Source organism: Salinicola halophyticus (genome assembly GCF_003206695.1).
Taxonomy (GTDB): domain Bacteria; phylum Pseudomonadota; class Gammaproteobacteria; order Pseudomonadales; family Halomonadaceae; genus Salinicola; species Salinicola halophyticus.
In genome coordinates this window covers 277,011-300,496 of record NZ_PZJN01000004.1, presented here as the reverse complement: position 1 = coordinate 300,496, position 23,486 = coordinate 277,011, and the positions used below count along the sequence as shown (strand labels likewise).

21 protein-coding genes are annotated in these 23,486 nt (G+C 62.5%); 15 read left to right on the top strand and 6 right to left on the bottom strand.

The genetic code is table 11. The features are described 5' to 3' along the window. Positions 1-10: 10 nt before the first annotated feature. The 4 genes from DOM58_RS06580 to DOM58_RS06565 form a co-directional block, all read right to left on the bottom strand. Positions 11-994 (bottom strand): ABC transporter permease, encoded by a 984-nt coding sequence (locus DOM58_RS06580; protein ID WP_223162140.1) that lies wholly within the window; start codon positions 992-994, stop codon positions 11-13. After that, positions 991-1,983 (bottom strand): ABC transporter permease, encoded by a 993-nt coding sequence (locus DOM58_RS06575; RefSeq protein WP_110692228.1) that lies wholly within the window; start codon positions 1,981-1,983, stop codon positions 991-993. Before DOM58_RS06575 ends, DOM58_RS06580 begins: the two co-directional genes overlap by 4 nt. Beyond that, the gene (locus DOM58_RS06570) at positions 1,976-3,466 is read right to left on the bottom strand and encodes a sugar ABC transporter ATP-binding protein (protein ID WP_223162139.1); all 1,491 of its coding nucleotides are present in this window, start codon (positions 3,464-3,466) and stop codon (positions 1,976-1,978) included. Before DOM58_RS06570 ends, DOM58_RS06575 begins: the two co-directional genes overlap by 8 nt. Before the next feature lie 72 nt (positions 3,467-3,538). After that, on the bottom strand, positions 3,539-4,525 hold the full coding sequence (locus DOM58_RS06565; protein ID WP_110692226.1) for a substrate-binding domain-containing protein: 987 nt from the start codon (positions 4,523-4,525) through the stop codon (positions 3,539-3,541). A gap of 152 nt (positions 4,526-4,677) precedes the next feature. On the opposite strand from DOM58_RS06565, the gene DOM58_RS06560 reads away from it, so the two are divergent. From DOM58_RS06560 to DOM58_RS06530, 7 genes are all read left to right on the top strand, one after another. Further along, on the top strand, positions 4,678-5,715 hold the full coding sequence (locus DOM58_RS06560; protein WP_245392181.1) for a substrate-binding domain-containing protein: 1,038 nt from the start codon (positions 4,678-4,680) through the stop codon (positions 5,713-5,715). Positions 5,716-5,924: 209 nt separating this feature from the next. After that, positions 5,925-7,175: a sarcosine oxidase subunit beta family protein gene (locus DOM58_RS06555; RefSeq protein ID WP_110692224.1), complete on the top strand. Its 1,251-nt coding sequence runs from the start codon at positions 5,925-5,927 to the stop codon at positions 7,173-7,175. Between the two features lie 11 nt (positions 7,176-7,186). Beyond that, positions 7,187-7,543 carry a sarcosine oxidase subunit delta gene (locus DOM58_RS06550; protein WP_110692223.1) on the top strand — a complete coding sequence of 119 codons (357 nt, stop codon included), beginning with the start codon at positions 7,187-7,189 and terminating at the stop codon, positions 7,541-7,543. Beyond that, positions 7,540-10,629, top strand: coding sequence for a sarcosine oxidase subunit alpha family protein (locus DOM58_RS06545; protein WP_110692222.1), 3,090 nt, complete (start codon positions 7,540-7,542; stop codon positions 10,627-10,629). Before DOM58_RS06550 ends, DOM58_RS06545 begins: the two co-directional genes overlap by 4 nt. A gap of 13 nt (positions 10,630-10,642) precedes the next feature. After that, complete coding sequence (locus DOM58_RS06540) at positions 10,643-11,317, top strand: sarcosine oxidase subunit gamma (RefSeq protein ID WP_110692221.1); 675 nt, start codon at positions 10,643-10,645, stop codon at positions 11,315-11,317. After that, on the top strand, positions 11,314-12,180 hold the full coding sequence (purU, locus tag DOM58_RS06535; RefSeq protein ID WP_075563851.1) for a formyltetrahydrofolate deformylase: 867 nt from the start codon (positions 11,314-11,316) through the stop codon (positions 12,178-12,180). The genes DOM58_RS06540 and purU overlap by 4 nt, the downstream gene beginning before the upstream one ends. Positions 12,181-12,441: 261 nt before the next feature. Further along, on the top strand, positions 12,442-13,443 hold the full coding sequence (locus DOM58_RS06530) for a TerC family protein (RefSeq protein ID WP_075563852.1): 1,002 nt from the start codon (positions 12,442-12,444) through the stop codon (positions 13,441-13,443). On the opposite strand, the gene DOM58_RS06525 is transcribed toward DOM58_RS06530, so the two are convergent. Next, the gene (locus DOM58_RS06525; RefSeq protein ID WP_188113785.1) at positions 13,400-15,118 is read right to left on the bottom strand and encodes an LTA synthase family protein; all 1,719 of its coding nucleotides are present in this window, start codon (positions 15,116-15,118) and stop codon (positions 13,400-13,402) included. The genes DOM58_RS06530 and DOM58_RS06525 overlap by 44 nt on opposite strands. Positions 15,119-15,307: 189 nt before the next feature. Here DOM58_RS06525 and DOM58_RS06520 point away from each other — a divergent pair, with 189 nt between their 5' ends. From DOM58_RS06520 to DOM58_RS06510, 3 genes are all read left to right on the top strand, one after another. Further along, positions 15,308-15,973, top strand: coding sequence for an alpha/beta hydrolase (locus DOM58_RS06520; RefSeq protein WP_110692219.1), 666 nt, complete (start codon positions 15,308-15,310; stop codon positions 15,971-15,973). A 108-nt stretch (positions 15,974-16,081) separates the two neighbouring features. After that, on the top strand, positions 16,082-16,708 hold the full coding sequence (locus DOM58_RS06515; RefSeq protein WP_110692218.1) for a DUF938 domain-containing protein: 627 nt from the start codon (positions 16,082-16,084) through the stop codon (positions 16,706-16,708). Positions 16,709-16,872: 164 nt separating this feature from the next. Beyond that, a complete protein-coding gene (locus tag DOM58_RS06510; protein ID WP_075563856.1) occupies positions 16,873-17,115 on the top strand; it encodes a hypothetical protein in 243 nt (80 codons plus the stop codon). Positions 17,116-17,222: 107 nt separating this feature from the next. On the opposite strand, the gene DOM58_RS06505 is transcribed toward DOM58_RS06510, so the two are convergent. Next, the gene (locus DOM58_RS06505) at positions 17,223-18,638 is read right to left on the bottom strand and encodes a PhoH family protein (protein WP_075563857.1); all 1,416 of its coding nucleotides are present in this window, start codon (positions 18,636-18,638) and stop codon (positions 17,223-17,225) included. Between the two features lie 312 nt (positions 18,639-18,950). On the opposite strand from DOM58_RS06505, the gene DOM58_RS06500 reads away from it, so the two are divergent. The 5 genes from DOM58_RS06500 (at position 18,951) to cysN (ending at position 23,409) form a co-directional block, all read left to right on the top strand. After that, complete coding sequence (locus tag DOM58_RS06500; protein ID WP_110692217.1) at positions 18,951-19,577, top strand: NUDIX domain-containing protein; 627 nt, start codon at positions 18,951-18,953, stop codon at positions 19,575-19,577. 89 nt (positions 19,578-19,666) lie between these two features. After that, positions 19,667-20,113, top strand: a complete 447-nt coding sequence (locus DOM58_RS06495) for a DUF1249 domain-containing protein (protein WP_075563859.1) — start codon at positions 19,667-19,669, stop codon at positions 20,111-20,113. Next, positions 20,113-20,835, top strand: coding sequence for a phosphodiesterase (locus DOM58_RS06490; protein WP_110692216.1), 723 nt, complete (start codon positions 20,113-20,115; stop codon positions 20,833-20,835). The genes DOM58_RS06495 and DOM58_RS06490 overlap by 1 nt, the downstream gene beginning before the upstream one ends. Positions 20,836-20,988: 153 nt before the next feature. Then, positions 20,989-21,912, top strand: coding sequence for a sulfate adenylyltransferase subunit CysD (cysD, locus tag DOM58_RS06485; protein WP_110692215.1), 924 nt, complete (start codon positions 20,989-20,991; stop codon positions 21,910-21,912). Then, entirely contained in the window at positions 21,913-23,409 is a 1,497-nt protein-coding gene (gene cysN, locus DOM58_RS06480; RefSeq protein ID WP_110692214.1) for a sulfate adenylyltransferase subunit CysN, read from the top strand. The last annotated feature ends 77 nt before the right edge of the window (positions 23,410-23,486 follow it).

The window sequence follows — 23,486 nt, the reverse complement described above, 5'->3', positions numbered from 1 at the left end:
GTCGGCCTGTTCAAGAGCGTTTAAGAAAGGGCATGCGCAGCGTCATCACGACGATCAGGAACGCACCCCAGACGGCGGTGGCAAGGTGCTGGCTGGCGCCCATCAGGTTCATGCCCGAGGCGATCACCTGAAGGCTCATCAGACCCAGTACCAGCGGCAGCACGCGTCCGAAGCCGCCGAACGGATTGGCGCCGGCGAGAAAACAGGCCAGGACCGTGATCAGCAGGTAGCTTTCGCCATGGCCAACGCGTACCGAATTGAAACGCGCCAGCATCACCATGCCGGCGATCGCGGCCAGCAACCCGGAGAGGGTATAAAGCACGATCAGCACCCGCCGCACGTCGATCCCCGAGTATTCGGTGGCACGCAAATTGGAGCCGATCATGTGGATCGAGAATCCGGTACGGGTGAACTGCATGAAGTAGGCGAGTCCGCCCGCGGTCAGCAGAAAGATCAGCATGGGAATGGGAATACCGATCAAACTGCCGCTGCCGAGCCACTGGAAGCCGGCCGGCATGCCGGAGATGCCGCCGCCTCGGGTCAGAAACTCCCCCAGCCCCTGGAGGAAGATCATCGCGCCCAGCGAGACCAGAATCGGGTGGGCGCCAACTCTCGCGACGATGACGCCGATCAGAAATCCGGCCGCGCTGCCCACGCCGAGGCCGGCGCCGATACCCGCAATGATGCCGAGCGCGCCGGCATCACCGAGGGCGTTCTGCACCAGCCAGGCCGTGGTCAGCCCCGCGATGTTGGCGGTGAACGTCACCGCCAGGTTCAGACCGCCGGAGATGATCGGCACGAGCATGGCCAGCGAAAGAAGACCGAGCTCCGGTAGCTGTACGGCCATCGAGCGAACGTTGACCGCGCTCAGGAATCCGGGCGCCATCAATGCGAAGAACGAGAAACTCGCCACGAGCAGCAGCGCCATGATGCCGATTTCGAGAGTGTCGGCGCCAGGACGAAAGGCTCGACGGGGGGCGGATGCGGAGCTCATGAGTTTGCCTCCTGGGAAACCGCGCGACGGGGCAACAGCTTGTCGAGATTGCTGCAGGTGATCGCGACGAGAATGATGAAGCCGACGATCATGCGGAAGGCGTAGGGTGTCACGCCGAGCAGATTGAGCCCGTTCTGTACCACCGCCAGCAGCAGCACGCCGAGCAGCGCACCGGTCACCGAGCCGCGTCCGCCACCAAGCGTCGCGCCGCCGAGGACCACGGCCGCGAGAATCGGTAGCTCCTGGCCGATCAGGGCATTGGGGACCACCTCCTGCACGATGTGGGCCTGCATCAGTCCGGCGACGCCGGCGCAGAGACCCAGCCAGCCGTAGGCGAAAGCGTGGACCATTCCCACCCGTACACCCGAGCGTCTGGCCGCTTCGGGGCTTGAGCCGAAACCGTAAATGGCGCGACCGAAACCGGTCCGGGTGAGAATGAATCCGGTGGCCAGGCTCATCGCAACCATCACCGCGACAGGAAGATATAGTGTCGCGCTGCCGCGTGAGGCGGGCAGGTCGATCAGGGGTACCGAATAGTAGAGCCAGTCGGGTACATCGTAGATCGAGACTCCGCCGGTGAAGACCATCAGCAGGCCGAAATAGAGGTTGAAGGTGCCGATGGTGACGATGATCGAGACGATGCGAAAACGGTGAATCAGGAAGGCATTGACCAGACCGAGAAGGCTACCCACGGTCATCGACAGCACGATGCCAAGCAACCAGCTGCCACCACCCATGTGATCGATCAATAGCGTCATGACCACGTACTGCACCACCGACGCCGCCACCGCGAACGAGATGTCGATGCCGCCGGCGATAAGTACCACCACTAGCCCGACGGCGAAGATCATGTTCACGGACTGGTTGTTGAGCAGGTCGAACAGGTTCTGCGTCGTCAGGAACGTATCCGTGGTCAGCCCGAGGAGGACACAAAGTGCCACGATGATCGCGGCCAGCACGCCCTCGGTGCCAAGGTGCAATCTACGCATTGATGATCTCCTCGAGCGATGCCTCGGTGGTAGCATCCGGTGTGAGTTCCCGGCTGATTCGGCCCGCCTTGAGTACCACGACGCGATCTGAGTTCATCCATATCTCGCCGGCCTCGTCCGAAATGAGAATGATCGACATGCCCTCGTCGGCCAGTTGCCGAATGATTTCGAAGATGCCTGCCTTGGCGCCCACGTCGACGCCCACCGTGGGGCAGTCGAGAATCAGCACGTCAGGCTTAGTCGCCAGCCACTTGGCCAGCACGATCCGCTGCTGGTTGCCACCGGAGAGTGAAGAGACCGCGAGTTCGGCGTCGCTGACCTTGGTGCCGAGACGCCGGATCCAATCGGCGGTCAGCCCGCGAAGGCGTTGTGGAGAGAGGAAGCCCCGGGGCTTTTCCAGCTCGTCCAGTACCGTTACGGCGGTATTCATGTTGATCGACTGGTTTTGAACTAGCCCTAGGCGCAGGCGGTCCTCGGAGACGTAGGCGATGCCGTTACGGATCGCATCCCGGTTGGAGCGCAGCGTGAGCGGCTTGCCGTTCTTGAGCAGTTCGCCCCCGGTGGGGCGGTTCATGCCGAACAAAACGTGGGCGAGCTCTGTACGTCCTGCGCCCAGTAGCCCGGTAAGGCCCAGTATCTCGCCGCGATGCAGCGTCAGGGAAACGTCCTCGAACTCGCCGGTACGGCTCAGGTCGCGCAGTTCGAGCACGGGGTCGCCCGAGCAGGCGGCATGGCGTGGAGTGAGCATCAGTTCGCGGCCGGTCATCAGTTGCGACAGCCGAGTTTGAGTCATGCCCTCGGTCGAGTAGGTACCGACCAGGGCACCGTTGCGCAGCACGGTCACTCGCTGACAGACCGCCAATACCTCCGACAGCCGATGACTAACGAAGACGATGGAGATTCCCTGCGCCGAGAGCGAACGCGTGATCTCCAGGAGCGTCTGCACTTCGTTGCGGGTCAGCGATGCCGTGGGCTCGTCCATGAACACGATTCGAGCACCGGCGCGCAGAACCCGGCAGATGGCGACCAACTGGCGTCGCGCGATGGAGAGATCCTCGACGCGGCTATCGGGGTCGAGCGGAACCCCGAGTCGTTCGATCACCGCAAGAGCCTCTTGGCGGGCGGCTCGTCGGGAGAGTGGTCGGAAAGGGCTGGCCACGTAATCGTCGAAGACGATGTTCTCGGCAACGCTCAGATGCGGGAAAAGCGCCAGATCCTGCCAGATGACATGGATCCCGAGCGAGCGGGCGTCGTGAGGGGTGATGCGGCTCACGGCGTCGGCGTTACCGAACGAGAACGCCGCGCCCGCTTCCGGCGTGTAGACCCCGTTGAGTATCTTGATCAACGTGCTTTTGCCGCAGCCGTTCTCGCCGGCGAGGCAGAGCACTTCGCCGCGGCGAAGCTCGAAGGAGACGTCATCGAGTACACGGCTCTGGCCGAATATCTTGCTGACGTGCTCCGCCCGCAGTGCGATGTCATCCATCGCTGTCTCTCCCGGAAGGCAAGATGAAGAAAGGCTGCGCGGATATCGCGCGGCCATGGTTGTGCAGCCGCGTCAAAGACCGAGTTCGGCCAGCTCGTCAACCGTCTTTTCGTTCAGCTCCAGCGGCTTGGAAGCGAAGAGGGTATGGCCGTCGAGATGAACTTTACCCAGCACCGGCAGATCGTCGCCATCGGCGATCTCGCCGCCTTCGTAGAGTTTGTCGCCAAGTGCGACGAAGGCCTTGCCGGCTTCCAGCGGACTCCACTGGAAGCCGCCGGTGATGACGCCTTCATGAACCAGACGGCGACCCTGGCCGGGGGAGAACAGACCCATGACCTTGATGTCCCCGGCCAGACCTCGCTCCTTGACGGCTCGGGCGGCACCAATGGTGCCCTGGCTGCCGAAGGACATGATGCCGGCCAGGTCCGGATGGGCGCGAATCAGATCCAGCGTGGTATTGCGGCTGTCGTCGACGCTCTCGGCGACACCGAAACGATCGGCCGCTTGCTTCATGTCGGGACAGTGCTCGGCCAGCCAGTTCACCGCAGCATCGGCCCAGGCGTTGTGGGCCGGTACGTTGAGTCCGCCGACAAAGACGGCATAAGAGCCTTCGCAGCCGGTGGTGTCGGCGAGCAGCTTGGCATGCTCTTCACCCAATTGCTGGGCAGAGATCATCTCGAAGTCGTAGTCGATATTTTCAGAGTCAGGGCTTTCGTGAGTGAGGACGATGATGCCCTGGTCGCGCGCCTTCTTGAGTACCGGCTCCAGCACCTCGCGATCATTGGGGACCACCCCGATGACATCCACGCCGCGAGCGATGAGGTCTTCGACGGCACGCACCTGCAGCGCGGGGTCGGCGCTGGTCGGGCCGATCATGTAGGCGTCGACGCCGAGTTCGTCTCCCATCTCCTCGATGCCCTTTTCCATGGCATTGAACCACGGTATTCCGCCAACCTTGGCCACGACCGCAATGGTGGGTTTGTCTTGAGCCTGCGCCATGCCAGCGCCGCCGACAACGCCCGCGAGGACGGTCGCGGCGAGATACAAATTGCGTTTCATGATCGGTTCCCCATCGTTAGTGGTCCGACAGCGCAGCCCTGTTCAGCGGTCTTTACCAAAGTCGCTTATGAATGCGCAATCGGTTGTGCAACTATTCGTTTCTATGCCGATCAGGTCAATGCTACTTTGATCTATTAAAAGAGAGGGCCCCAGTGTCGATCGAGCAATCCAGAAAGCTGACGATCTATGATCTCGCCAGACTGGCGAAATCCTCACCCAGTACCGTCAGTGCCGTCTTGAACGGAACGTGGCAGCAGCGCCGGATCAGCCGCAAGTTGGCGCGACGAATCCTGGATCTGGCCGAGCGTGAGGGATATTCGACCAATATGCAGGCGCGAGCGCTGCGACGTGATCGCTCCGGCATTCTCGGCATGATCCTGCCGCTGTACGACAATCGCTATTTCAGCTCGATTGCCCAGATATTCGAAGCCGAGGCCCGACGGCGCGGCATTTTCGCCATCGTTTCCTGTACCAATCGTGACCCGGACCAGGAGCGCGAGGCGGCCAGAATGATGCTGGCCTACCGCGTCGAACATCTGATCTGTACCGGAGCAACGAACCCGGACGTCATCGCCGAGATGTGCAGCGCGGCGGGTATCTCCAGTCTCAATCTCGATCTACCCGGCACGGCCGCGCCGTCGGTGATATCCGCCAATCGCGAGGGCGCACGCCGCTTGACCGATGCGCTACTCGACCGGCTCGAGGCGCGGAAGATCGACTCGACGCGTGTGCTGTTCATCGGTGGGCGAGCCGAGGATCACAACACTCGGGAACGCATCGAAGGGTTTCGCCATGCCCATGAAAGACGCGGATTGATCACGAATCCCACGGATATCGTCCCTTGCGACTACGCTGCCGAGAAGGCCCAGGCAGCGCTCGAGGCTTACGTTGATCGTGAGGGCCGATTACCCGCTGCGATGTTCGTCAACTCCACGATTTCGCTGGAAGGTATCGTCCGCTGGCTGCGTCTTGGAGGACATAACATGAACGAGATCATCATGGGCTGCTTCGACTGGGACCCGCTGGCGGCGGCCTTCCACCCCCGACTGATCATGATGCGTCAGGACGTTCCCACGATGATCGCGCGCCTTTTCGACTGGATCGACACTCCCCCCGAGGATCCGACGGTGCGCCTGGAGGTCATGCCGGAGATTGTCGGCAATCCCATGGGAAATCGGGTGGCCGAATAGCCTTACTTTCTCCTCCACGCGGCGACGCCCGGACCGCCTCACGAATGGAAAGGGCGATCGCTCCTGTCGCAAATCGCATTGTCATGTCGCAAACACGCTTGAGCGTGACGTCGCAGAACATCATGCCCCCCTGAGCGGACGATACCATCGCGGAAAATCATCGATCCGTCGATCGATGCCGCCGTCCGCCGTGGCGTAGAGAGGGGCTCATGCAACGCTATTCCGGTTTCAGTCTGGTCAAACACGCGCTCAGCCATCACGAGAACTGGCAGCGTCATTGGCGTAACCCGGTCCCGAAGAAAGAGTACGACGTGATCATCGTCGGCGGTGGCGGGCATGGGCTGGCCACCGCCTATTACCTGGCCAAGCAGCACGGCATCACCAACGTGGCGGTGATCGAGAAAGGCTGGCTCGGCGGCGGCAACACGGCGCGCAACACCACGATCGTGCGCTCGAACTATCTGTGGGATGAATCCGCCGCGCTCTACGAGCATTCGATGAAGTTGTGGGAGGGGCTTTCCCAGGATCTCAACTACAACGTGATGTTCTCGCAGCGGGGCGTGCTCAACCTCGGCCATACCTTGCAGGACATGCGCGACATCCAGCGCCGCGTCCACGCCAATCGCCTCAACGGCATCGACGGCGAGGTGGTTACGCCGGAGCAGATCAAGGAGATCGAGCCGGCGCTGGATACCTCCGAGCGTGCCCGCTATCCGATTCTCGGTGCTTCCTGGCAGCCACGCGGCGGGGTGGCCCGGCACGATGCGGTGGCGTGGGGATTCGCCCGTGGTGCCGATGCACGCGGTGTCGACCTGCTCCAGCAGACCGAGGTCACGGGCTTCAAGATCGTCGACGGCAAGGTCGTCGGCGTCCATACCAACCGCGGCGATATCGGCGCCAGAACGGTGGGCTGCGTCACCGCCGGCAACTCGGGCGTGCTGGCGAAGATGGCCGGCTTCCAGCTGCCGGTGGAGTCGCATCCGTTGCAGGCGCTGGTGTCCGAGCCGCTCAAGCCGATTCTCAATACCGTCACCATGTCGAATCACGTTCACGGCTATATCAGCCAGTCCGATAAGGGCGATCTGGTGATTGGTGCGGGAATCGACGGCTACCTCGGCTACGGCCAGCGCGGCAGCTTCTCGGTGGTCGAGCACACCCTGCAGGCGATCATCGAGATGTTCCCGATGTTCTCCCGGGTGCGCATGAATCGACAGTGGGGCGGCATCGTCGACACCACGCCGGACGCCTGCCCGATCATCTCCAAGACGCCGGTACAGGGGCTCTTTTTCAACTGCGGCTGGGGAACCGGTGGTTTCAAGGCGACGCCGGGTTCCGGCAACGTCTTCGCCTGGACGCTGGCCCACGGCCAGGCCCACCCGATCGCGGCAGCGTTCTCGATCGATCGATTCCGGACCGGGGCGCTCATTGACGAACATGGCGCAGCCGGCGTCGCGCATTAAGGAGAAAGACCATGTTTCATATCTACTGCCCTTACTGCGCCGAGTATCGCGAGGAGGAGGAGTTTCATCCCAAGGGGCAGGCGCACATCGCGAGGCCGGCGGATCCGACCGCGAGCTCCGATGATGCCTGGGGCGACTATCTGTTCTTTCGCGACAATCCGCGCGGCGTGCACCACGAACTGTGGGTGCATGCGGTGGGCTGCCGCAAATTCTTCAATATCACCCGCGATACTCGCAGCTACGCGATTCTGGAGACCTACCGCATGGGCGAGCAGCCCGGTGTGACGGCGGAGACCGCGACTCTTGCCGAGCGAGACATCGAGCGCAGAACCTCTGACACCGCGACGATCCAGGGAGTGCCGTCATGAGTGCTTCCCAACCCTGCCGTCTGGCATCGAATAGCGGCGCCGGCAGCCAGATCGATCGCGACAAGCCATTGTCGTTTACCTTCAATGGCAAGTCTTACCAGGGGTATGCCGGCGATACGTTGGCCTCGGCGCTGCTCGCCAACGGCGTCGACGTCATCAATCGCAGCTTCAAGTACTCGCGCCCCCGCGGTGTCGTCGCCGCCGGCGCGGAGGAACCCAACGCCATCGTCCAACTGGGCGCGAGCGAAGCCGCTCAGGTGCCGAATGTCCGGGCCACGCAGCAGTCGCTCTACGATGGTCTGACGGCTCGCAGTACCAACGGCTGGCCGGACGCCCAGCGCGACATGATGGGGCTGGTCGGCAAGTTCGGCGGCCCGTTCATGCCGGTCGGGTTTTACTACAAGACCTTCAAGGCCCCGGCCTCGATGTGGCGGACCTACGAGAAATATATCCGCAAGGCGGCCGGGCTGGGTCGGGCGCCGATCGAGAGCGATCCGGACATCTACGATCACCTCAACCGGCACTGCGAAGTGCTGGTGATCGGGTCTGGCCCCGCTGGGCTGATGTCGGCGCTGGTTGCCGCCGGCAGTGGCGTCCGGGTGATTCTGTGCGACGAGCAGCCGACCTTCGGCGGCTCGCTGCTGGATAGCGGCGAGACGATCGACGGTATGGCCGCCTCGGAGTGGGCCAGCAATGCCGTCGAGCGGCTGGCGGCGATGGACAACGTCACGTTGCTGCCGCGAACGACGGCCAACGGGTACTTCGATCACAACTTCGTGACGCTGCACGAGCGCCGCACCGAGCATCTGGGTGACACGGCGCCAACCCTGGATGGTCGTCGACAGTCGCGCTCGCGTCTGCACCGGGTGCGGACGCGGCATGTCGTGCTGGCGAGCGGCGCCCACGAGCGGCCGCTGGTCTATGCCGGCAACGATGTGCCGGGCAATCTGGTTGCCGGGGCGTTGTCGACCTATATCCGGCGCTATGCCGTGCGGCCCGGTCAGCGGCTGGTGCTTTCCACCACCAACGATCATGCCTATCGGGCGGCGCTGGACTGGCAGAACGCTGGCGGCGAGGTCGTGGCGATCGCCGACGCTCGCGCCAACCCGGACGGCGAGCTTGTCGAACGGGCGAAAGCGGCAGGGATCCGGATCGTGACCGGCAGTGCAGTCATCGAGGCGACCGCTGATCGCAAAGGGCATCGCGTCAGCGGCGCCCGGATTGGCGCTATCGATATCGAAGGCTTCCGCGTCAGTGGCGAAGTGGAGACGCTGAGCTGCGATACCGTCGCCACGTCCGGCGGCTACAGCCCGGTGGTGCATCTCGCCGCGCATACCGGCGTTCGGCCGGTCTGGCGTGATGACATCCTGGGCTTCGTGCCGGGGCAGACGGCATCGAGGGTCGAGGGTTTCAGTGTGGTCGGCGCGGCCGCCGGTCTCTACCCGACCGGCGCGTTACTCGAGGACGCCGTGGCGCAAGTCGTCCGCGCGCTGGAAAGCGATGGCATCGACGCCGAGAGCGTAAAGATTCCCGATATCGAGACCCTCCGCGAGGGGTCGGCCGTCGCGCTGTATCAGGTTCCCCACGACAAGCCGACCATGCGCGCGCCCAAGCAGTTCGTCGATCTGCAGAACGACGTCACCGCCGCGGCGATCGAGCTGGCGACGAAAGAGGGCTTCGAGTCGATCGAGCATGTCAAGCGTTACACGGCGATGGGCTTCGGTACCGATCAGGGCAAACTGGGCAACATCAACGGCATGGCAATCGCCGCGCGCTGTCTGGGCCAGACCATTCCCCAGACCGGGACTACCGTGTTTCGGCCCAACTACACGCCGGTCAATTTCGGCGCCATCGTCGGTCGCCACTGCCGGGAGCTGTTCGATCCCGAGCGTTACACCGCCATGCACCAGTGGCACATCGAACACGGGGCGGCGTTCGAGGACGTCGGGCAGTGGAAGCGACCTTGGTTCTATCCACAAAAACGCCGCGACAACGCCGATGGCGAGTTCGAATCGATGCACGAAGCCGTCATGAGGGAATGCCGGGCGGTGCGCGAGAAGGTCGGCGTGCTCGACGCCTCGACGCTGGGCAAGATCGACATTCAAGGGCCGGACGCGCGGGAGTTCCTGGGCCGGATCTATACCAACGGCTGGGAAAAGCTGGCGGTGGGCAAGGCGCGCTACGGCCTGATGTGCAAGGACGACGGCATGGTGATGGACGACGGCGTCACCACCTGTCTCGCCGACAACCACTTCCTGATGACCACCACCACCGGCGGTGCCGCGGCGATTCTCGAGTGGCTGGAGATATGGCATCAGACCGAATGGCCGGAGCTGGAGGTCTACTTCACCTCCGTGACCGATCACTGGGCGACACTGACGTTGACGGGGCCCGAAGCAAGAAATCTGCTTGCCGAGCTGACCGATATCGATCTCGATCGCGATAGTTTCAAGTTCATGGAGTGGCGGGAGGGCGCCGTGGCCGGGGTACCGGCGCGGGTCTACCGAATCTCGTTCACCGGTGAGTTGTCGTTCGAGGTCAACGTGCAGGCCAACTACGCCATGCAGGTCTGGGAGGCCCTGTTCGCCCATGGCGCGAAGTACGGGTTGACCCCTTATGGCACCGAGACCATGCACGTGCTGCGAGCGGAGAAGGGTTTCATCATCGTGGGCCAGGATACCGACGGTTCGATGACCCCGGAGGATCTCGGCATGCATTGGTGCGTCGGCTACAACAAGCCGTACCCATGGATCGGCAAGCGCGCGCTGACCCGCTCCGATACTCGGCGGGAAGATCGTAAGCAGCTGGTCGGTCTCAAGCCGCTGGATGCGAAGGTGGTGCTGGAAGAGGGCGCCCAGATCGTGCTCGATCCCCAGCAGGCCATTCCGATGCGCATGGTCGGCCATGTGACCTCGAGCTACTACAGTCCGACGCTCGATCATGGTTTTGCCCTGGCGGTGGTCAAGGGAGGACACAAGCGCATGGGGGAGCGAGTCTATCTGCCGATGCCGAACGGCGAGACCCACATGGCCGAAGTGGTCGGCTCGATCTTCTATGACCCGAAAGGGCAACGTCAGAATATTTGAGGGAGCCGTCAACATGGCTAGAGTCGCTCAGTTCGATCCGCATCCGGTCCAGGGGGCGGCGACCCAATCGCCGCTTCATCATCGGGCCGCCAGCAAACCTTCCGGCGACAGCCGGGTCACGCTGGTCGAGCTTGCTTTTCTCGACCATCTGGTGCTGCGTGGCGAGCCCCAGGGGCTGGCCGCGTCGGTCCAGGCCGTGCTCGGCCTCGAGCTGCCTGTTGAGCCGCAGCGGCTGGTCATCGGTGAGACCGGTTCGTTGCAATGGCTATCGCCGGACGAGTGGCTGTTGATCGTTGCCGCTGGCGAGGGATTTCGTCTTCAGCGTGAACTGCGCGAGGCCCTGGGCGACTCCCACTTCAGCATCGTCGATGTCAGCGGCGGTCAGACGCTGCTCGAGCTCGGTGGCGAGCGCGCCATCGACGTGCTGATGAAGTCCACCGTCTATGATGTCGATCCCCGGGCTTTCCCGATAGGCAAGGGGGTCACCAGCGTCTTCGCCAAAGCGACGGCCGTGATCCGGCGTGTCGGCGAGGAGCGGTGGGAACTGGTCGTGCGGCGAAGTTTCGCCGACTACTGCCTGCGCTGGTTGCTGGATGCCGGCGAGGAGTATGGCATCGACTATCGTCCCGCCAAGGTGGCGGCCACGACACCGCGGGCCGCGGTCGCGGACACGGAGACGGTGTCGTGAGCGGTGCCCGAGACGTATGGGTGCTGGCGGCTCAGTGCCCCAGTCGGCTGGGAACGGTGGATGTCGTCACCCGGTTCCTGAAAGAGCAGAGCTGCTATATCACCGAGCTGCATTCGTTCGACGACTATCAGGGTGGTCAGTTCTTCATCCGCGCGGCGTTTCGTCCGGAACTCGCCGAGTTCTCCGAGTCGCTCTTTCGGGATCGCTTCGCGGCCCGCGCCGCCGAGTTCGGCATGTCCTTCGAGCTGATGGCGCCGGATTATCGGCTGCCGGTAGTGATCATGGTCTCGAAGGCGGACCACTGCCTGAACGATCTGTTGTACCGCTATCGAACCGGCCAACTCTCGATCGACGTGCGCGCGATCGTCTCCAACCATCCTGACCTGGAACCGTTGGCCAGCTGGCACGGGTTGCCGTACCACTGCCTGCCGATCACGCCGGAGACCAAGCTGGAACAGGAGGCCGCCGTTCGGCGCGTGGTGCAGGAGAGCGGTGCGGAGCTGGTGATTCTGGCGCGCTACATGCAGGTGCTGTCGCCGGCGTTGTGCCATGAGTTCGCCGGTCGCGCGATCAATATTCACCATTCGCTGCTGCCGGGATTCAAGGGCGCCAAACCCTACCATCAGGCCTACGAGAAGGGCGTCAAGCTGGTCGGCGCGACCGCGCACTACATCAACGACGACCTCGACGAAGGACCGATCATCGCGCAGGGGGTCGAATCCGTGGATCACAGCCACTATCCCGAGGATCTGGTGGCCCGGGGGCGCGACATCGAGTGCCTGACGCTGGCCCGCGCCGTGCGTTTTCACCAGGAAAAGCGGGTGTTTCTACATGGCGGACGCACGGTGGTCCTGACGGGTTGACGCGAGGCCGTCGGTCGCTCGTGAAGTTTGCGTCCACGCCGGTTTCCCCGCTTGCTTACACCCTGACTTCAGGACACAATGCGGCCAGCACGGAAGGGGAGTATCCCACGGGCAGGATCGGTCAATATCCGCCCCGGCGATAGCGTCGTCAGCACGGGCCATATGCCCCGGCGTTATCGGTCGCCCTGACAGTCAGCAGATGACGGTCAGGGCGACGGGAGAGACTTTCGGTGACGTTCACCGTCTACCGGAGGTTCCCCTATGCATGTACCCGTCTGGGTCTGGCTGGCGACTGTCGCTGGCATCGCAGCACTCTTCATCTTCGACTTCTACGCCCATGTGCGTAAGCCTCACGATCCTACCTTCAAGGAAGCGGCCTGGTGGTCGGTCTTCTTCATTGCTCTGGCTGCCATCTTCGGTGGTGGCCTGTGGTGGGTCTGGGGCGCGCAACATGGCGCCGAGTACTTCGCGGGCTTCATCACCGAAAAGAGTCTGTCGGTCGATAACCTGTTCGTCTTCCTGATCATCATGTCCAAGTTCGCGGTGCCGCGTGCCTATCAACAGAAGGCGCTGCTGATCGGCATCGTGATCGCGTTGATCCTGCGCGGCATCTTCATCGCCGTCGGCGCGGCGGCCATCGCCCAGTTCAGCTGGGTGTTCTATCTGTTCGGGCTGTTCCTGCTCTACACCGCGTTCCAGCTGGTGCGCGAAGGTGCCGGCGGGCATGACGAAAACGAGGAGTACGAGCCCAACGCCATCGTGCGCTGGATCCAGAAGCGCCTGCCGGCGACCGACGAGTTCGACCGCGACCGCCTGCTGACGGTCAAGAACGGCAAGCGTCTGGTGACGCCGCTGTTCATGGTGGTGGTGGCGTTGGGGATGACCGACGTGCTGTTCGCGCTGGATTCGATCCCCGCGATCTACGGGCTGACCAAGGAGCCCTACATCGTCTTCACCACCAATGCCTTCGCCTTGCTGGGCCTGCTCCAGCTCTACTTCCTGCTGGGTGGCCTGCTGACCCGTCTGGTCTATCTCAGCCTGGGGCTGTCGTTCATCCTGGCCTTCATCGGCGTCAAGCTGATCATCGAGGCGATGCATACCAACAGCCTGCCGTTCATCAACGACGGCCAGCCGCTGCATCTGGTCCCGGAGATTCCGATCTGGCTGTCGATGACGATCATCCTCGGCACGCTGGTGATCACCACCGTGGCCAGCCTGATCAAGAGCCGGAACCTGAAGTCGTCGCCGTCACATCAGGAGTGACGGCACCGTAAATCTGGTGGAGCAGGCCGCGCATCGCCTGCATGGGAATCGCGGCTTCCGGCCCGGGCGGGAACATGCCGGTCCGGAAGCCGCGATCGATGAAGCCCTCGAGCAGGGCCGGGTCGTCGCTGATGACATGCATCGGCACGTCCCTGCCGGGATTGCTGCCGATGATGGCCGGCGCAGCCTGATGGTCGCCGAGGATCATCATCAGCGTGTGATCGCCGCGATCGCCTTTGTCAGAATCGTTTTTTCCCGGAGCCTTTTTTCCCAGAGCCTCTTTTCCCAAATAGCGCCGGGCGAAGCCGCTGGCCGCTTGCAGTGAATAGTCTATCGCCGGCGCGTAGTTCCGCCGCATCGCTTCGGTGTCGTGCCATAGCGACGCGTAATCCTCCCCGGCACCCTGCCAACGATCGAAGACCTGACCATCACCGATGGTCGACCAGTCGTCGATCATGCCGATGACCGGCGACCACGGGGCATGGCTCGATAGCGTGGCCAGTTCGGTGAAGGTCGGGCCAGGATGGCGCGACAGCACGTAGTCTTCCACCCGCTGCCAGGTGAACTGGTCCGGCATGCTGGCCCAGCCCATCGAAGGACCGTTATAGCCCATGCTGCCGGAGGTATGGATCTCGTCGTAGCCGTAAAGACTGCCTTCCGGCCAATCCCGCGTGATACCCGGCATGATGGCGGCGGTGTCGTGGCCGGTCGCCTTGAAATCGTCGATCAGGGTCGAATGCGGGCTGTCGATCATCAGTTCGAAGCGCAGCTCAGACGTGACCGGCAGGCCGCTGGCGAAAGTGGCGTGGTTGAGCCAGGACTGGCCGCCCAGCGTGGCCGCGGTGACGCGTCCGGTGACGACCGATAGCCCGGCGGCGGCGAGCTGGTTCTCGATCGTCTCGAGGCGCGGCTGGATTTCGGCCTTGAACGGCCCGCGCTCGATGGCCGCGACGCCGTAGGACTCGATGAAGCCCAGAATCACATTGGTATGCGCCAACCCCGGCAGCGGCTGGCCGCCGGGAGCCGCGTAGGCGTGATCATCGGCGTAGAGCTGACGGCCGAACGTTGCCATGGCCTGGCGAGTTTCCTGCGCGCGCTGCCATTCGAACGTCACGAAATTGACCGCGGGGTGGCCGATCCTGGCTACCCATGACGAGGTTTCGTCGCGATGCATGGCGTCGAGGCGAGCCAGACCGACACCGCCGATCAGAACCAGCAGCAGCGCCAATCCACGTGACGTATTGCGAGCGTGAAAGCCTTGCAGCAGCCTGGCCAGGACCAGCCCCACGGCGAACAGGCCCAGGCCGATGGCCACCAGCCCGCCGATCGCCAGTGGCAGCCCGAGATTGGTCGCGATCAGCTCGATCAGAATCGGTACCAGCTTGATATCGGTGTAGAGGTTCAGCGACCGCCCCTGCATGGTCTGGGTCAAGGCGTCGCCCGCGGCACCGAGGACGACGGTGAGGACCAGGATGGCGACCAGGCCGGCTATCCAGCGTCGCCAGCGCGCGGGGGGCAGCAGGGCCATCAATCCGGTAATCAGCGGCGCCTCGAGCGCGATCCAGTGTCTGGGTGGAAATCCGGCCCAGGGCAGTTCCGGCGTCAGCAGCAGAACATTGAGTAACACCAGCGCCAGCAGCAGGTAGCCGCGAGGCGTCCGAAGATGGGAGAACATCATGGCTCTTCCTTGAGTGCCTCGGGCGTTGCGGAGTCAGCACGCTGCTGACCTGGCGCCGTCGGACGAGTGAATGTCGGATCCGTTTATCAACCTACGCAGCGGGCAAGCTCGCGGATGGCACGTTAGACTGGGCGGCGATAATTTCCAATCCAGACCGGGCCGCCCGGGTGACGAGGACGATCTCACATGGCATCTGCGCAAGAATTGATCATTGAACCGACGAATGGGCGAAAGGCCGATGCCTGCGTCATTCTGCTCCATGGACTGGGCGCGGATGGCCACGACTTCGAGCCGCTGGTGCCGGCGCTCGGATTGCCGGACTCGCTGGCGGTGAGGTTCGTGCTGCCCCATGCGCCGCAGCTGCCGGTCACCGTCAATGGTGGCATGACGATGTCGGCATGGTACGACATTCTGGAGATGAATCTCGGGCGCCGGGTCGATGTCGATCAGCTGCGCGCGTCTGGCGAACGCATCCACGCCCTGATCGACGACCAGATCGCCGCCGGCATCGACAGCCGTCGCATCGTGATTGCCGGTTTCTCCCAGGGTGGTGCGGTGGCCTACGAGGCGGCGCTCTCTTATCCGCAGCCATTGGCCGGTCTGCTGGCGCTGTCGACCTATTTCGCCACCGCCGACAGCATCGACCTCGCCGAAGCCAACCGGCGTCTGCCGATCGAAGTGCATCACGGCTCGGCCGATCCGGTGGTCCCCGAGTCGCTGGGTCGTGAAGGCGCCGAGCGGGTCGAGTCGCTGGGTTATCCGGTCAATTATCGTACCTACGAGATGGGTCACAGCCTGTGCCCGGAACAGGCCCAGGATATCGCAGCCTGGCTGACCGCCACGCTCGAATGAGCCCATTCCCTCGTAAGCTCAGCCCCTCGTGAGCCCAGTCCCTCGTGAGCCCAGTCCCTCATGAGCTCAGTCCCTCGTGAACGAACTCCTTCATGAACGGAGCCCTTGATGAACAGCATGGATAGTCTTGAGCACGGAGACGACCGACGCCTGTCCAGTCCGGCGGTTCAGCGCAACCGCGAGCCGATTCTGGCGGTACTCCGATCGGTATTGCCAAAGACGGGGCGGGTGCTGGAGATCGCCAGCGGCAGCGGCGAGCATGCGGTCTATTTTGCTCGCCATCTTGCACCGCTGTGCTGGCAGCCGACGGATCCCAGCGAGACGGCGCTGGCGTCGATCGCCGCCTGGCGCGACCAGGAAGCGTTGGAGAACCTCGCGGCACCGGTTCGCCTGGACGTCACCGGGGAGTGGCCGACATTGCCGGATCTCGCGGCTATCGTGTGTATCAACATGCTGCATATTTCGCCCTGGGCAGCGAGCGAGACGCTGTTCGCTGCGGCCGGTCGCCAGCTTCCCGTGGGCGGCGTACTTATCGTCTACGGTCCTTTCCGTCGCGATGGCGAGCACACCGCGTCCAGCAACGAGGCCTTCGATCAAGATCTCCGCTTGCGGGATCCGCGGTGGGGAATTCGTGATCTCGAAGCGGTCCAGGCGTTGGCCAGCGACCAGGGATTGACCTGCGAGGCGGTCAACGAGCTCCCGGCGAACAATCTCTGCGTCGTCTGGCGACGCTGAGCACGCCGGCCGCATTGCGGCATCACCGAATGACGTCGTGGCCTATAACTCGACTACACTCAACCCAGAACGTCCAACGCACATTGATCGATGTTCAGCGATCCATGTTCAGAGATCAGTGTTCAGCGATTACCGTTTATCGGTCAGCAAGGAGTGATGACATCGTGTCAGATTTTTCCGAAGAATTTCGCATGCCCAAGGGTTGCCCCAACTGCGGCAATCATATGATGAAGGTGTCACAGGCCAAGTCGCCGGACGATCAGGTGTTTTGTACGTCCTGCAACGAGGAAGTCTGTGCATGGGAAGAGGCCGAGCGGATCATGGCAGAGACGCCACGCAGCGAGTCCGAACAGCTGATCGAGGACGTCATGAACAACAAGAAACCGTCCGAGGACGACGACCGATAGCGGCGATCGGAACCCGTCGACGAAAACGCCCAGGCCAAGGCCTGGGCGTTTTGCGATCGGTAGTCGGTTGGCGAACGGAGCTATAGCAAACAGAGCTCCAGCAAAGGCTACAGCAACTCTTCGGCGGCCAGCGCGAGTCTCGATCTCTCGACGCTTTTCAGGGTGATGTGGCCGGCATGCGGCCAGTCACGGAAACGTTCCACGACCGCTGCCATGCCGCAGCTGTTGGCCGTGAGATAAGGGGTATCGATCTGCCCCACGTTGCCCAGACAGACGATCTTGGTGTTGCGTCCGGCGCGGGTGATCAGCGATTTGAGCTGCTTGGGCGTAAAGTTCTGGGCCTCGTCGATGATCAGAAAAGTGTCGTTGAGCGTACGTCCGCGCATGAAGGTGGGGGAGCGGATCTGCACGCGTGAGCCGATCAGCTGCCGCGTTGCGCCATCGTTCCAGCTCGACGAGCCTTCGCGCTCGTCGCGTAGCAGGTTGTCCATGTTGTCGTGGAAGGCGCCCATCCATGGCGACATCTTCTCTTCCTCGGTGCCCGGTAGAAAGCCGATGTCTTCGCCCATCGGGATCGGCGCCCGGGTAAAAACGATCCGCTCGAACTGCTTGCCGTCCAGCGTCTGCTGCAGGGCGGCTGCCAGGGTCATGAAGGTCTTGCCGGTACCGGCGCTGCCGGCGAGAGTGAGGAAATCGATGGACGGGTCCATCAACAGATTGAGGGCAAAATTCTGACGGCTGTCGTGCGCATGCACGCCCCAGACACCCCCGTGATGACGATAGTTGGTCAGTAGTTGCAGGGTTGCCTTGCGCGGCCCGTGGCCACGCACGATCGCTTCGAACTCCGCGCCGTTGTCGCTATCGGAGACGAGCATTCCCACATGCCAGTCTTCGGGAATGCGACCTTCAAGGTGATAGAAAGTGTGGCCATCGGTGCGCTCGACCATGACCTCGACGTCCAGCGATTCCCACAGACTGCGGCCGTCACGGCCGGCGTCGGCGTAGACCTTGGCGCCTTCGATCATGGCATCGAGATCGTCGAACGCCTTGTCGTTGAGATAGTCTTCGACCGGCACGTTGAGCGCCGTGGCCTTGACCCGCAGATTGATGTCCTTGGTCACCAGCGTGACCGAGGCATCGGGGCGTTCATCGCGTAGCCGACAGGTTTCGGCAAGAATGCGGTTGTCCGGGGAGTTCTCCAACGTCTCCAGCGGCGCCAGATCCTGGTAGCAGAGGAAGCGCAGCCGGCCGGCCGGGCCACCGGTAATACGGGGGATGGGAATGCCTTGCTGGATTTCCTGCGGAGTCACGTGGGCGGTGAGATCGGATAGGGTGCGGCTGATCTGTCTTGCCGTGCGCGCGATCTCGCGCATACCGTTTTTGTGCTTATCGAGCTCCTCGAGCACCGTCATGGGAATGACGACATCGTGCTCCTCGAAATGGTAAAGGGCTGCTGGGTCGTGAATCAGGACATTGGTGTCCAGTACGTAGAGCCTGTTAGCTTTCTTGTCGATTCGTACCATCGGCAAAAGCACTCCTGTGAGTTCAAGGCTTCTCGACCCTGACAGAGTGCGATGACAGATTAATATCATCCGCCTTGCTCCGTCAGTGCCACGCTCGTTCGAACGTAAAAACCGTGTCGGCCTTACCTCTCTGACGGATGAAGTCGATATCAGAATGGCGCGATGTGACGCAAAGCGCTACCCCCTTTTTCCCCTGAATATCGAAAATAATTGCGGGTCGACAGCGCCGGGTAGGCCGGTGAATTATCCCGGTCCGGTTGGAATCGACTTGCGGCACCGCAATAATGGGCTTTCATCCCGAGGAGCCGACTCATGGATCGACACATTGCGCCGATCAACCGCTTCGATGCCGACGATGTCGAGCGAATCGAGGATCAGCTGCTGTATTCGGGTTTCTTCGGCCTGGAGAAACGCCGCCTGCGTCACCGCCAGTTCAACGGCGAGTGGAGCGAGACGATCGATCGCGAGGTTCACGTTCGCCGCGATGCGGTGGGCGTACTACTCTACGATCCAGCCTGCGACAAGGTCGTGCTGGTCGAGCAGATTCGCGCCGGTGCCCTGGACGATGACGTCTCACCGTGGAAGCTGGAGCCGGTCGCCGGACTGGTGGAGCCCGGCGAGACCCCCGCGGAGGTTGCGCGCCGGGAAGCGCAGGAGGAGGCAGGCTGCGACATAGCCGAGCTGATCGAGCTCCATCGTTACTACCCGAGCCCGGGTGCCTGTACCGAACAGGTCACGCTGTTCTGTGGTCTGATCGACAGTGCCGGGGTGGGTGGGGTACACGGTGTAGAAGACGAACACGAAGATATTCTGGTTCACGTCATGTCGTTCCCCGAGGCCTGGGACCGACTGATGGCGGGCCAATTGGACAATGCCATGGCGTTGATTGGCTTCCACTGGCTGGCGCGTGAGCGTGCCACGCTGAGAGCCAAGGTCTAGCGCGAGCGGGCGGCGTTGCTGAAAAACGCCGCCAATAGTCCGCTCGATATTCGGGCTACGCAAAGGCCGTCAGACGCCGGGAGAACTTGATGAGAAAGACTGCTTACGTGACCGACCTCAAGACACTCCAGGCGGAGTGCAGCAGCAATTATCTGCGGCTTCGTCGTCTGGTCATGAACATGGTGGCGGGGGAAGTCAGGGAGGTGCCGCTCGCCGGTGAACGCGCCCGCTTCGGCACGCTGTGGCTGGAGGTGCTCGAGCAGGCTCCTTACACGACCGTCGCCCGAGTGTCCCAGACCGGCGTGCTGGACGGCTTCGTCGATTCACCGCGGATGACGGTGCATCTTTATCACGACGCCAATATGGCGGAAGTCACCGATTTTCAGCGTCAGCGCCATTTCCAGGGGCGCTACCGTTACCCCAACCCCCAGATGCATCAACCGGACGAGAAGCTTCAGATCAATCGGTTTCTGGGGGAATGGCTACAGCACGGCCTGGCCCATGGCCATGCTGCCGAAGTGCCGGAAACGCCCTGATGCGACTGGTTCAGATCAGCGATTGTCATCTGCTGGCCGATCCGAAGGGCGCTTCGCGCAAGGGGTTCCCGCTGCGTCAACTGCACGCCGTGGTCGAACGGGCGCGAGCGCTTCGTCCCGATGTGCTGCTGGTGACCGGAGACATCGCCCAGGATGAAACTTCCGTGGCCTATCGGCATGCCAGCGAGGCCTTTGCGGCGCTGGAATGCCCCTGGTTCTGGATTCCCGGCAATCATGACCAGCCGGAGCTGATGGCCGAGTGCCAGCCGTTCCACGAAGAGGTCGATCTCGGTGAGTGGCGGGTGCTGTTGCTGGACTCCCGTGTCAGCGGTCAACCCGGGGGCGAGCTGGGGCAGCGTCAGCTGCAGCGTCTGGCCAGCCAGCTGGAAGCGGACGATCGACCGGTGCTGGTGGCGCTGCATCATCCGCCGCTGGATGTCGGCTCGGTATGGATGGACGCCATCGGTCTGAAGGACCGGGATGCGCTGTGGCAGACGCTCTCGCCCTATCCGCAGGTCAAGGCGCTGATCTGTGGTCATATTCATCAGGCGTTTGCCGCCTGGCAGGGCATGGTGGCCGTCTACGGCTGCCCGGCGACTTCGGATCAGTTTCTGGCGAAAAGTCACGAGTTTGCGACCGATGAAGCGGCTCGCCCCGGTCTGCGCGTGATCGATCTGCGCGGAGAAGCGTTATCGACCTGGGTCGAACGAGTCGACATCTGATTTTTTATAACTAAAAACGATTTTTGGATGATCTTTGATTCTTTGACGTTATTACCAATGTCTCGCTAGGGTGAGCGTCCTAGGTACGCATTCCTTACGTTCATATTCTGTTTTTGCCGTCTGGTATCAGGTGGCGACAGTGAGACATCGACCATGACAGCTCCTATCGTCAGCGCCCAGCGCCAGACTCATCTCAAGCAGCTCGAAGCCGAGTCCATTCATATCATCCGTGAAGTCGCGGCCGAGTTCGGCAATCCGGTGATGCTCTATTCCATCGGCAAGGACTCCTCGGTGATGCTGCACCTGGCGCGCAAGGCTTTCTATCCCGGGCCGCCGCCGTTCCCGCTGATGCACGTCAATACCACCTGGAAGTTCAAGGAGATGATCGAGTTTCGCGACCGGATGGCCGCGGACGTCGGTATGGAACTGATCGAGCATATCAACGAAGAAGGGCGCGTCGCCGGTATCAATCCGTTCGACCACGGCAGCGCCAAGTACACGGACATCATGAAGACCCAGTCGCTCAAGCAGGCGCTGGACAAGTACGGTTTCGACGCCGCGTTCGGTGGCGCCCGTCGCGACGAAGAGGCTTCACGCGCCAAGGAGCGGGTCTACTCGTTCCGCGACAAGCACCACCGCTGGGATCCCAAGAACCAGCGCCCGGAGCTGTGGAACCTTTACAACGGCAAGGTCGACAAGGGCGAGTCGATCCGTGTGTTCCCGCTCTCCAACTGGACCGAGCTCGATATCTGGCAGTACATCTATCTCGAATCGATTCCCATCGTGCCGCTGTATTTCTCCGCGCCGCGCCCGGTAGTCGAACGTGACGGCATGCAGATCATGGTCGACGACGAGCGTCTGCCGCTGGAACCCGGCGAGGTTCCCGAAGAGAAGTGGGTGCGTTTCCGCACGCTGGGCTGCTATCCGTTGACCGGCGCCGTGGAATCCAGGGCCGCCACGCTGCCCGAAATCATCCAGGAGATGTTGCTGACGCGCACTTCCGAGCGCTCGGGCCGGGCCATCGACCGCGATCAGGTAGGTTCGATGGAGAAGAAAAAACGCGAGGGGTACTTCTAAATGTCTCACCAATCGACTCTGATCGCCGACGACATCGGACAGTATCTCAAAGAGCACGAGCAGAAAGACCTGCTGCGCTTCATTACCTGCGGTAGCGTCGACGACGGCAAGTCGACCCTGATCGGGCGGCTGCTGCACGACTCCAAGATGATCTACGAAGACCAGCTGGCCGCGATTACCCAGGCGTCGAAGACCAGCGGAACCACCGGTGACAAGGTCGATCTGGCGCTGCTGGTCGATGGTCTGCAATCGGAGCGCGAGCAGGGCATCACTATCGATGTCGCTTACCGTTTCTTCTCCACCGACAAGCGCAAGTTCATCATCGCCGACACGCCGGGCCACGAGCAGTACACACGCAACATGGCCACCGGTGCCTCGACCGCGAGCCTGGCGGTGATCCTGATCGATGCCCGCTACGGGGTGCAGGTGCAGACCCGTCGTCATAGTTTCATCGCCGATCTGCTGGGCATTCAGCACCTCGTGATCGCGGTCAACAAGATGGATCTGGTCGATTATTCCCAGGCGCGTTTCGATGAGATCGTCGCCGACTATCGGGAATTCGCCGAAAAGCTCGACGCCAGCGATATTCGTTTCGTGCCGATGTCGGCGTTGGAGGGCGACAACGTCGTCAATCGCAGCGAGCACATGCCCTGGTATCGGGTCGGCGGCGCCCCGGGCCCGGCGATGCTCGAGCTGCTGGAGAGCGTCGAGATCATTCACGACAGTAACCTCTCCGATCTGCGCCTGCCGGTGCAGTACGTCAACCGTCCCAATCTCGATTTTCGCGGCTACTGCGGTACGCTCGAGGCGGGCATCCTACGCCCTGGCCAGGCAGTGAAAGTGCTGCCGTCGGGCAAGCTTTCCACCATCGATCGTATCGTCACTTTCGACGGCGATCTGGAAGAGGCGTATCCCGGCCAGGCGATCACCGTCACCCTGACGGACGAGATCGACATTTCCCGCGGCGACTGGCTGGTGGCGGCCGATGCCGAGGTCGCCCAGTCGAATGCGCTGGCCGCCGATATCGTCTGGATGCATGACGCGGCCCTCGAGCCGGGTCGGCTCTACGACTTCAAGATCGGCACGCAGGAGATTGCCGGCCGGATCACCGCGATCGACTACCAGATCGACGTCAATACGCTCGAGCATCACGATGCTGCCAGCCTGCCGCTCAATGCCATCGGCCGGTGCCGAGTCGAACTGACCGCCAGCGTGCCGCTGGACGACTACCGTAGAAGCCCCGGTACCGGGAGCTTCGTGGTGATCGATCGGTTGACCAATATCACGGTTGGGGCTGGCCTGATTCGGGGCGCTATCGACAGCGCAACGCATGCATCACCGGCCGGCGACGTCGACTGGCAGGCATTCGAAATCGAATTCAATGCGCTGATCCGCAAGCACTTCCCCCACTGGGAAGCCAAGGATATGGGTGAGCTTTTGAAAGGCGTTTCACGCGAGGCTCGTCAAGCGGGAGGCGGCGGGCAAAGGGAGGTATAAGGGAGGCATAAAGATAGGCGCGACGGGCCTCACGATTGCCACGGCAAGGCGCCGCAGCGGCAACGTTTGGCCCGGGC

Bases quoted from the DNA above. Each gene is read 5' to 3' on its own strand.
- DOM58_RS06505 (WP_075563857.1), bottom strand. From the start codon at position 18,638: ATGGTACGAATCGACAAGAAAGCTAACAGGCTCTACGTACTGGACACC.
- DOM58_RS06570 (WP_223162139.1), bottom strand. From the start codon at position 3,466: ATGGATGACATCGCACTGCGGGCGGAGCACGTCAGCAAGATATTCGGC.
- DOM58_RS06565 (WP_110692226.1), bottom strand. From the start codon at position 4,525: ATGAAACGCAATTTGTATCTCGCCGCGACCGTCCTCGCGGGCGTTGTC.
- DOM58_RS06500 (WP_110692217.1), top strand. From the start codon at position 18,951: ATGGATCGACACATTGCGCCGATCAACCGCTTCGATGCCGACGATGTC.
- DOM58_RS06530 (WP_075563852.1), top strand. From the start codon at position 12,442: ATGCATGTACCCGTCTGGGTCTGGCTGGCGACTGTCGCTGGCATCGCA.
- DOM58_RS06525 (WP_188113785.1), bottom strand. From the start codon at position 15,118: ATGTTCTCCCATCTTCGGACGCCTCGCGGCTACCTGCTGCTGGCGCTG.
- cysD (WP_110692215.1), top strand. From the start codon at position 20,989: ATGACAGCTCCTATCGTCAGCGCCCAGCGCCAGACTCATCTCAAGCAG.
- DOM58_RS06540 (WP_110692221.1), top strand. From the start codon at position 10,643: ATGGCTAGAGTCGCTCAGTTCGATCCGCATCCGGTCCAGGGGGCGGCG.
- DOM58_RS06495 (WP_075563859.1), top strand. From the start codon at position 19,667: ATGAGAAAGACTGCTTACGTGACCGACCTCAAGACACTCCAGGCGGAG.
- DOM58_RS06555 (WP_110692224.1), top strand. From the start codon at position 5,925: ATGCAACGCTATTCCGGTTTCAGTCTGGTCAAACACGCGCTCAGCCAT.
- DOM58_RS06575 (WP_110692228.1), bottom strand. From the start codon at position 1,983: ATGCGTAGATTGCACCTTGGCACCGAGGGCGTGCTGGCCGCGATCATC.
- DOM58_RS06550 (WP_110692223.1), top strand. From the start codon at position 7,187: ATGTTTCATATCTACTGCCCTTACTGCGCCGAGTATCGCGAGGAGGAG.
- DOM58_RS06515 (WP_110692218.1), top strand. From the start codon at position 16,082: ATGAACAGCATGGATAGTCTTGAGCACGGAGACGACCGACGCCTGTCC.
- DOM58_RS06545 (WP_110692222.1), top strand. From the start codon at position 7,540: ATGAGTGCTTCCCAACCCTGCCGTCTGGCATCGAATAGCGGCGCCGGC.
- DOM58_RS06580 (WP_223162140.1), bottom strand. From the start codon at position 994: ATGAGCTCCGCATCCGCCCCCCGTCGAGCCTTTCGTCCTGGCGCCGAC.
- DOM58_RS06520 (WP_110692219.1), top strand. From the start codon at position 15,308: ATGGCATCTGCGCAAGAATTGATCATTGAACCGACGAATGGGCGAAAG.
- DOM58_RS06490 (WP_110692216.1), top strand. From the start codon at position 20,113: ATGCGACTGGTTCAGATCAGCGATTGTCATCTGCTGGCCGATCCGAAG.
- cysN (WP_110692214.1), top strand. From the start codon at position 21,913: ATGTCTCACCAATCGACTCTGATCGCCGACGACATCGGACAGTATCTC.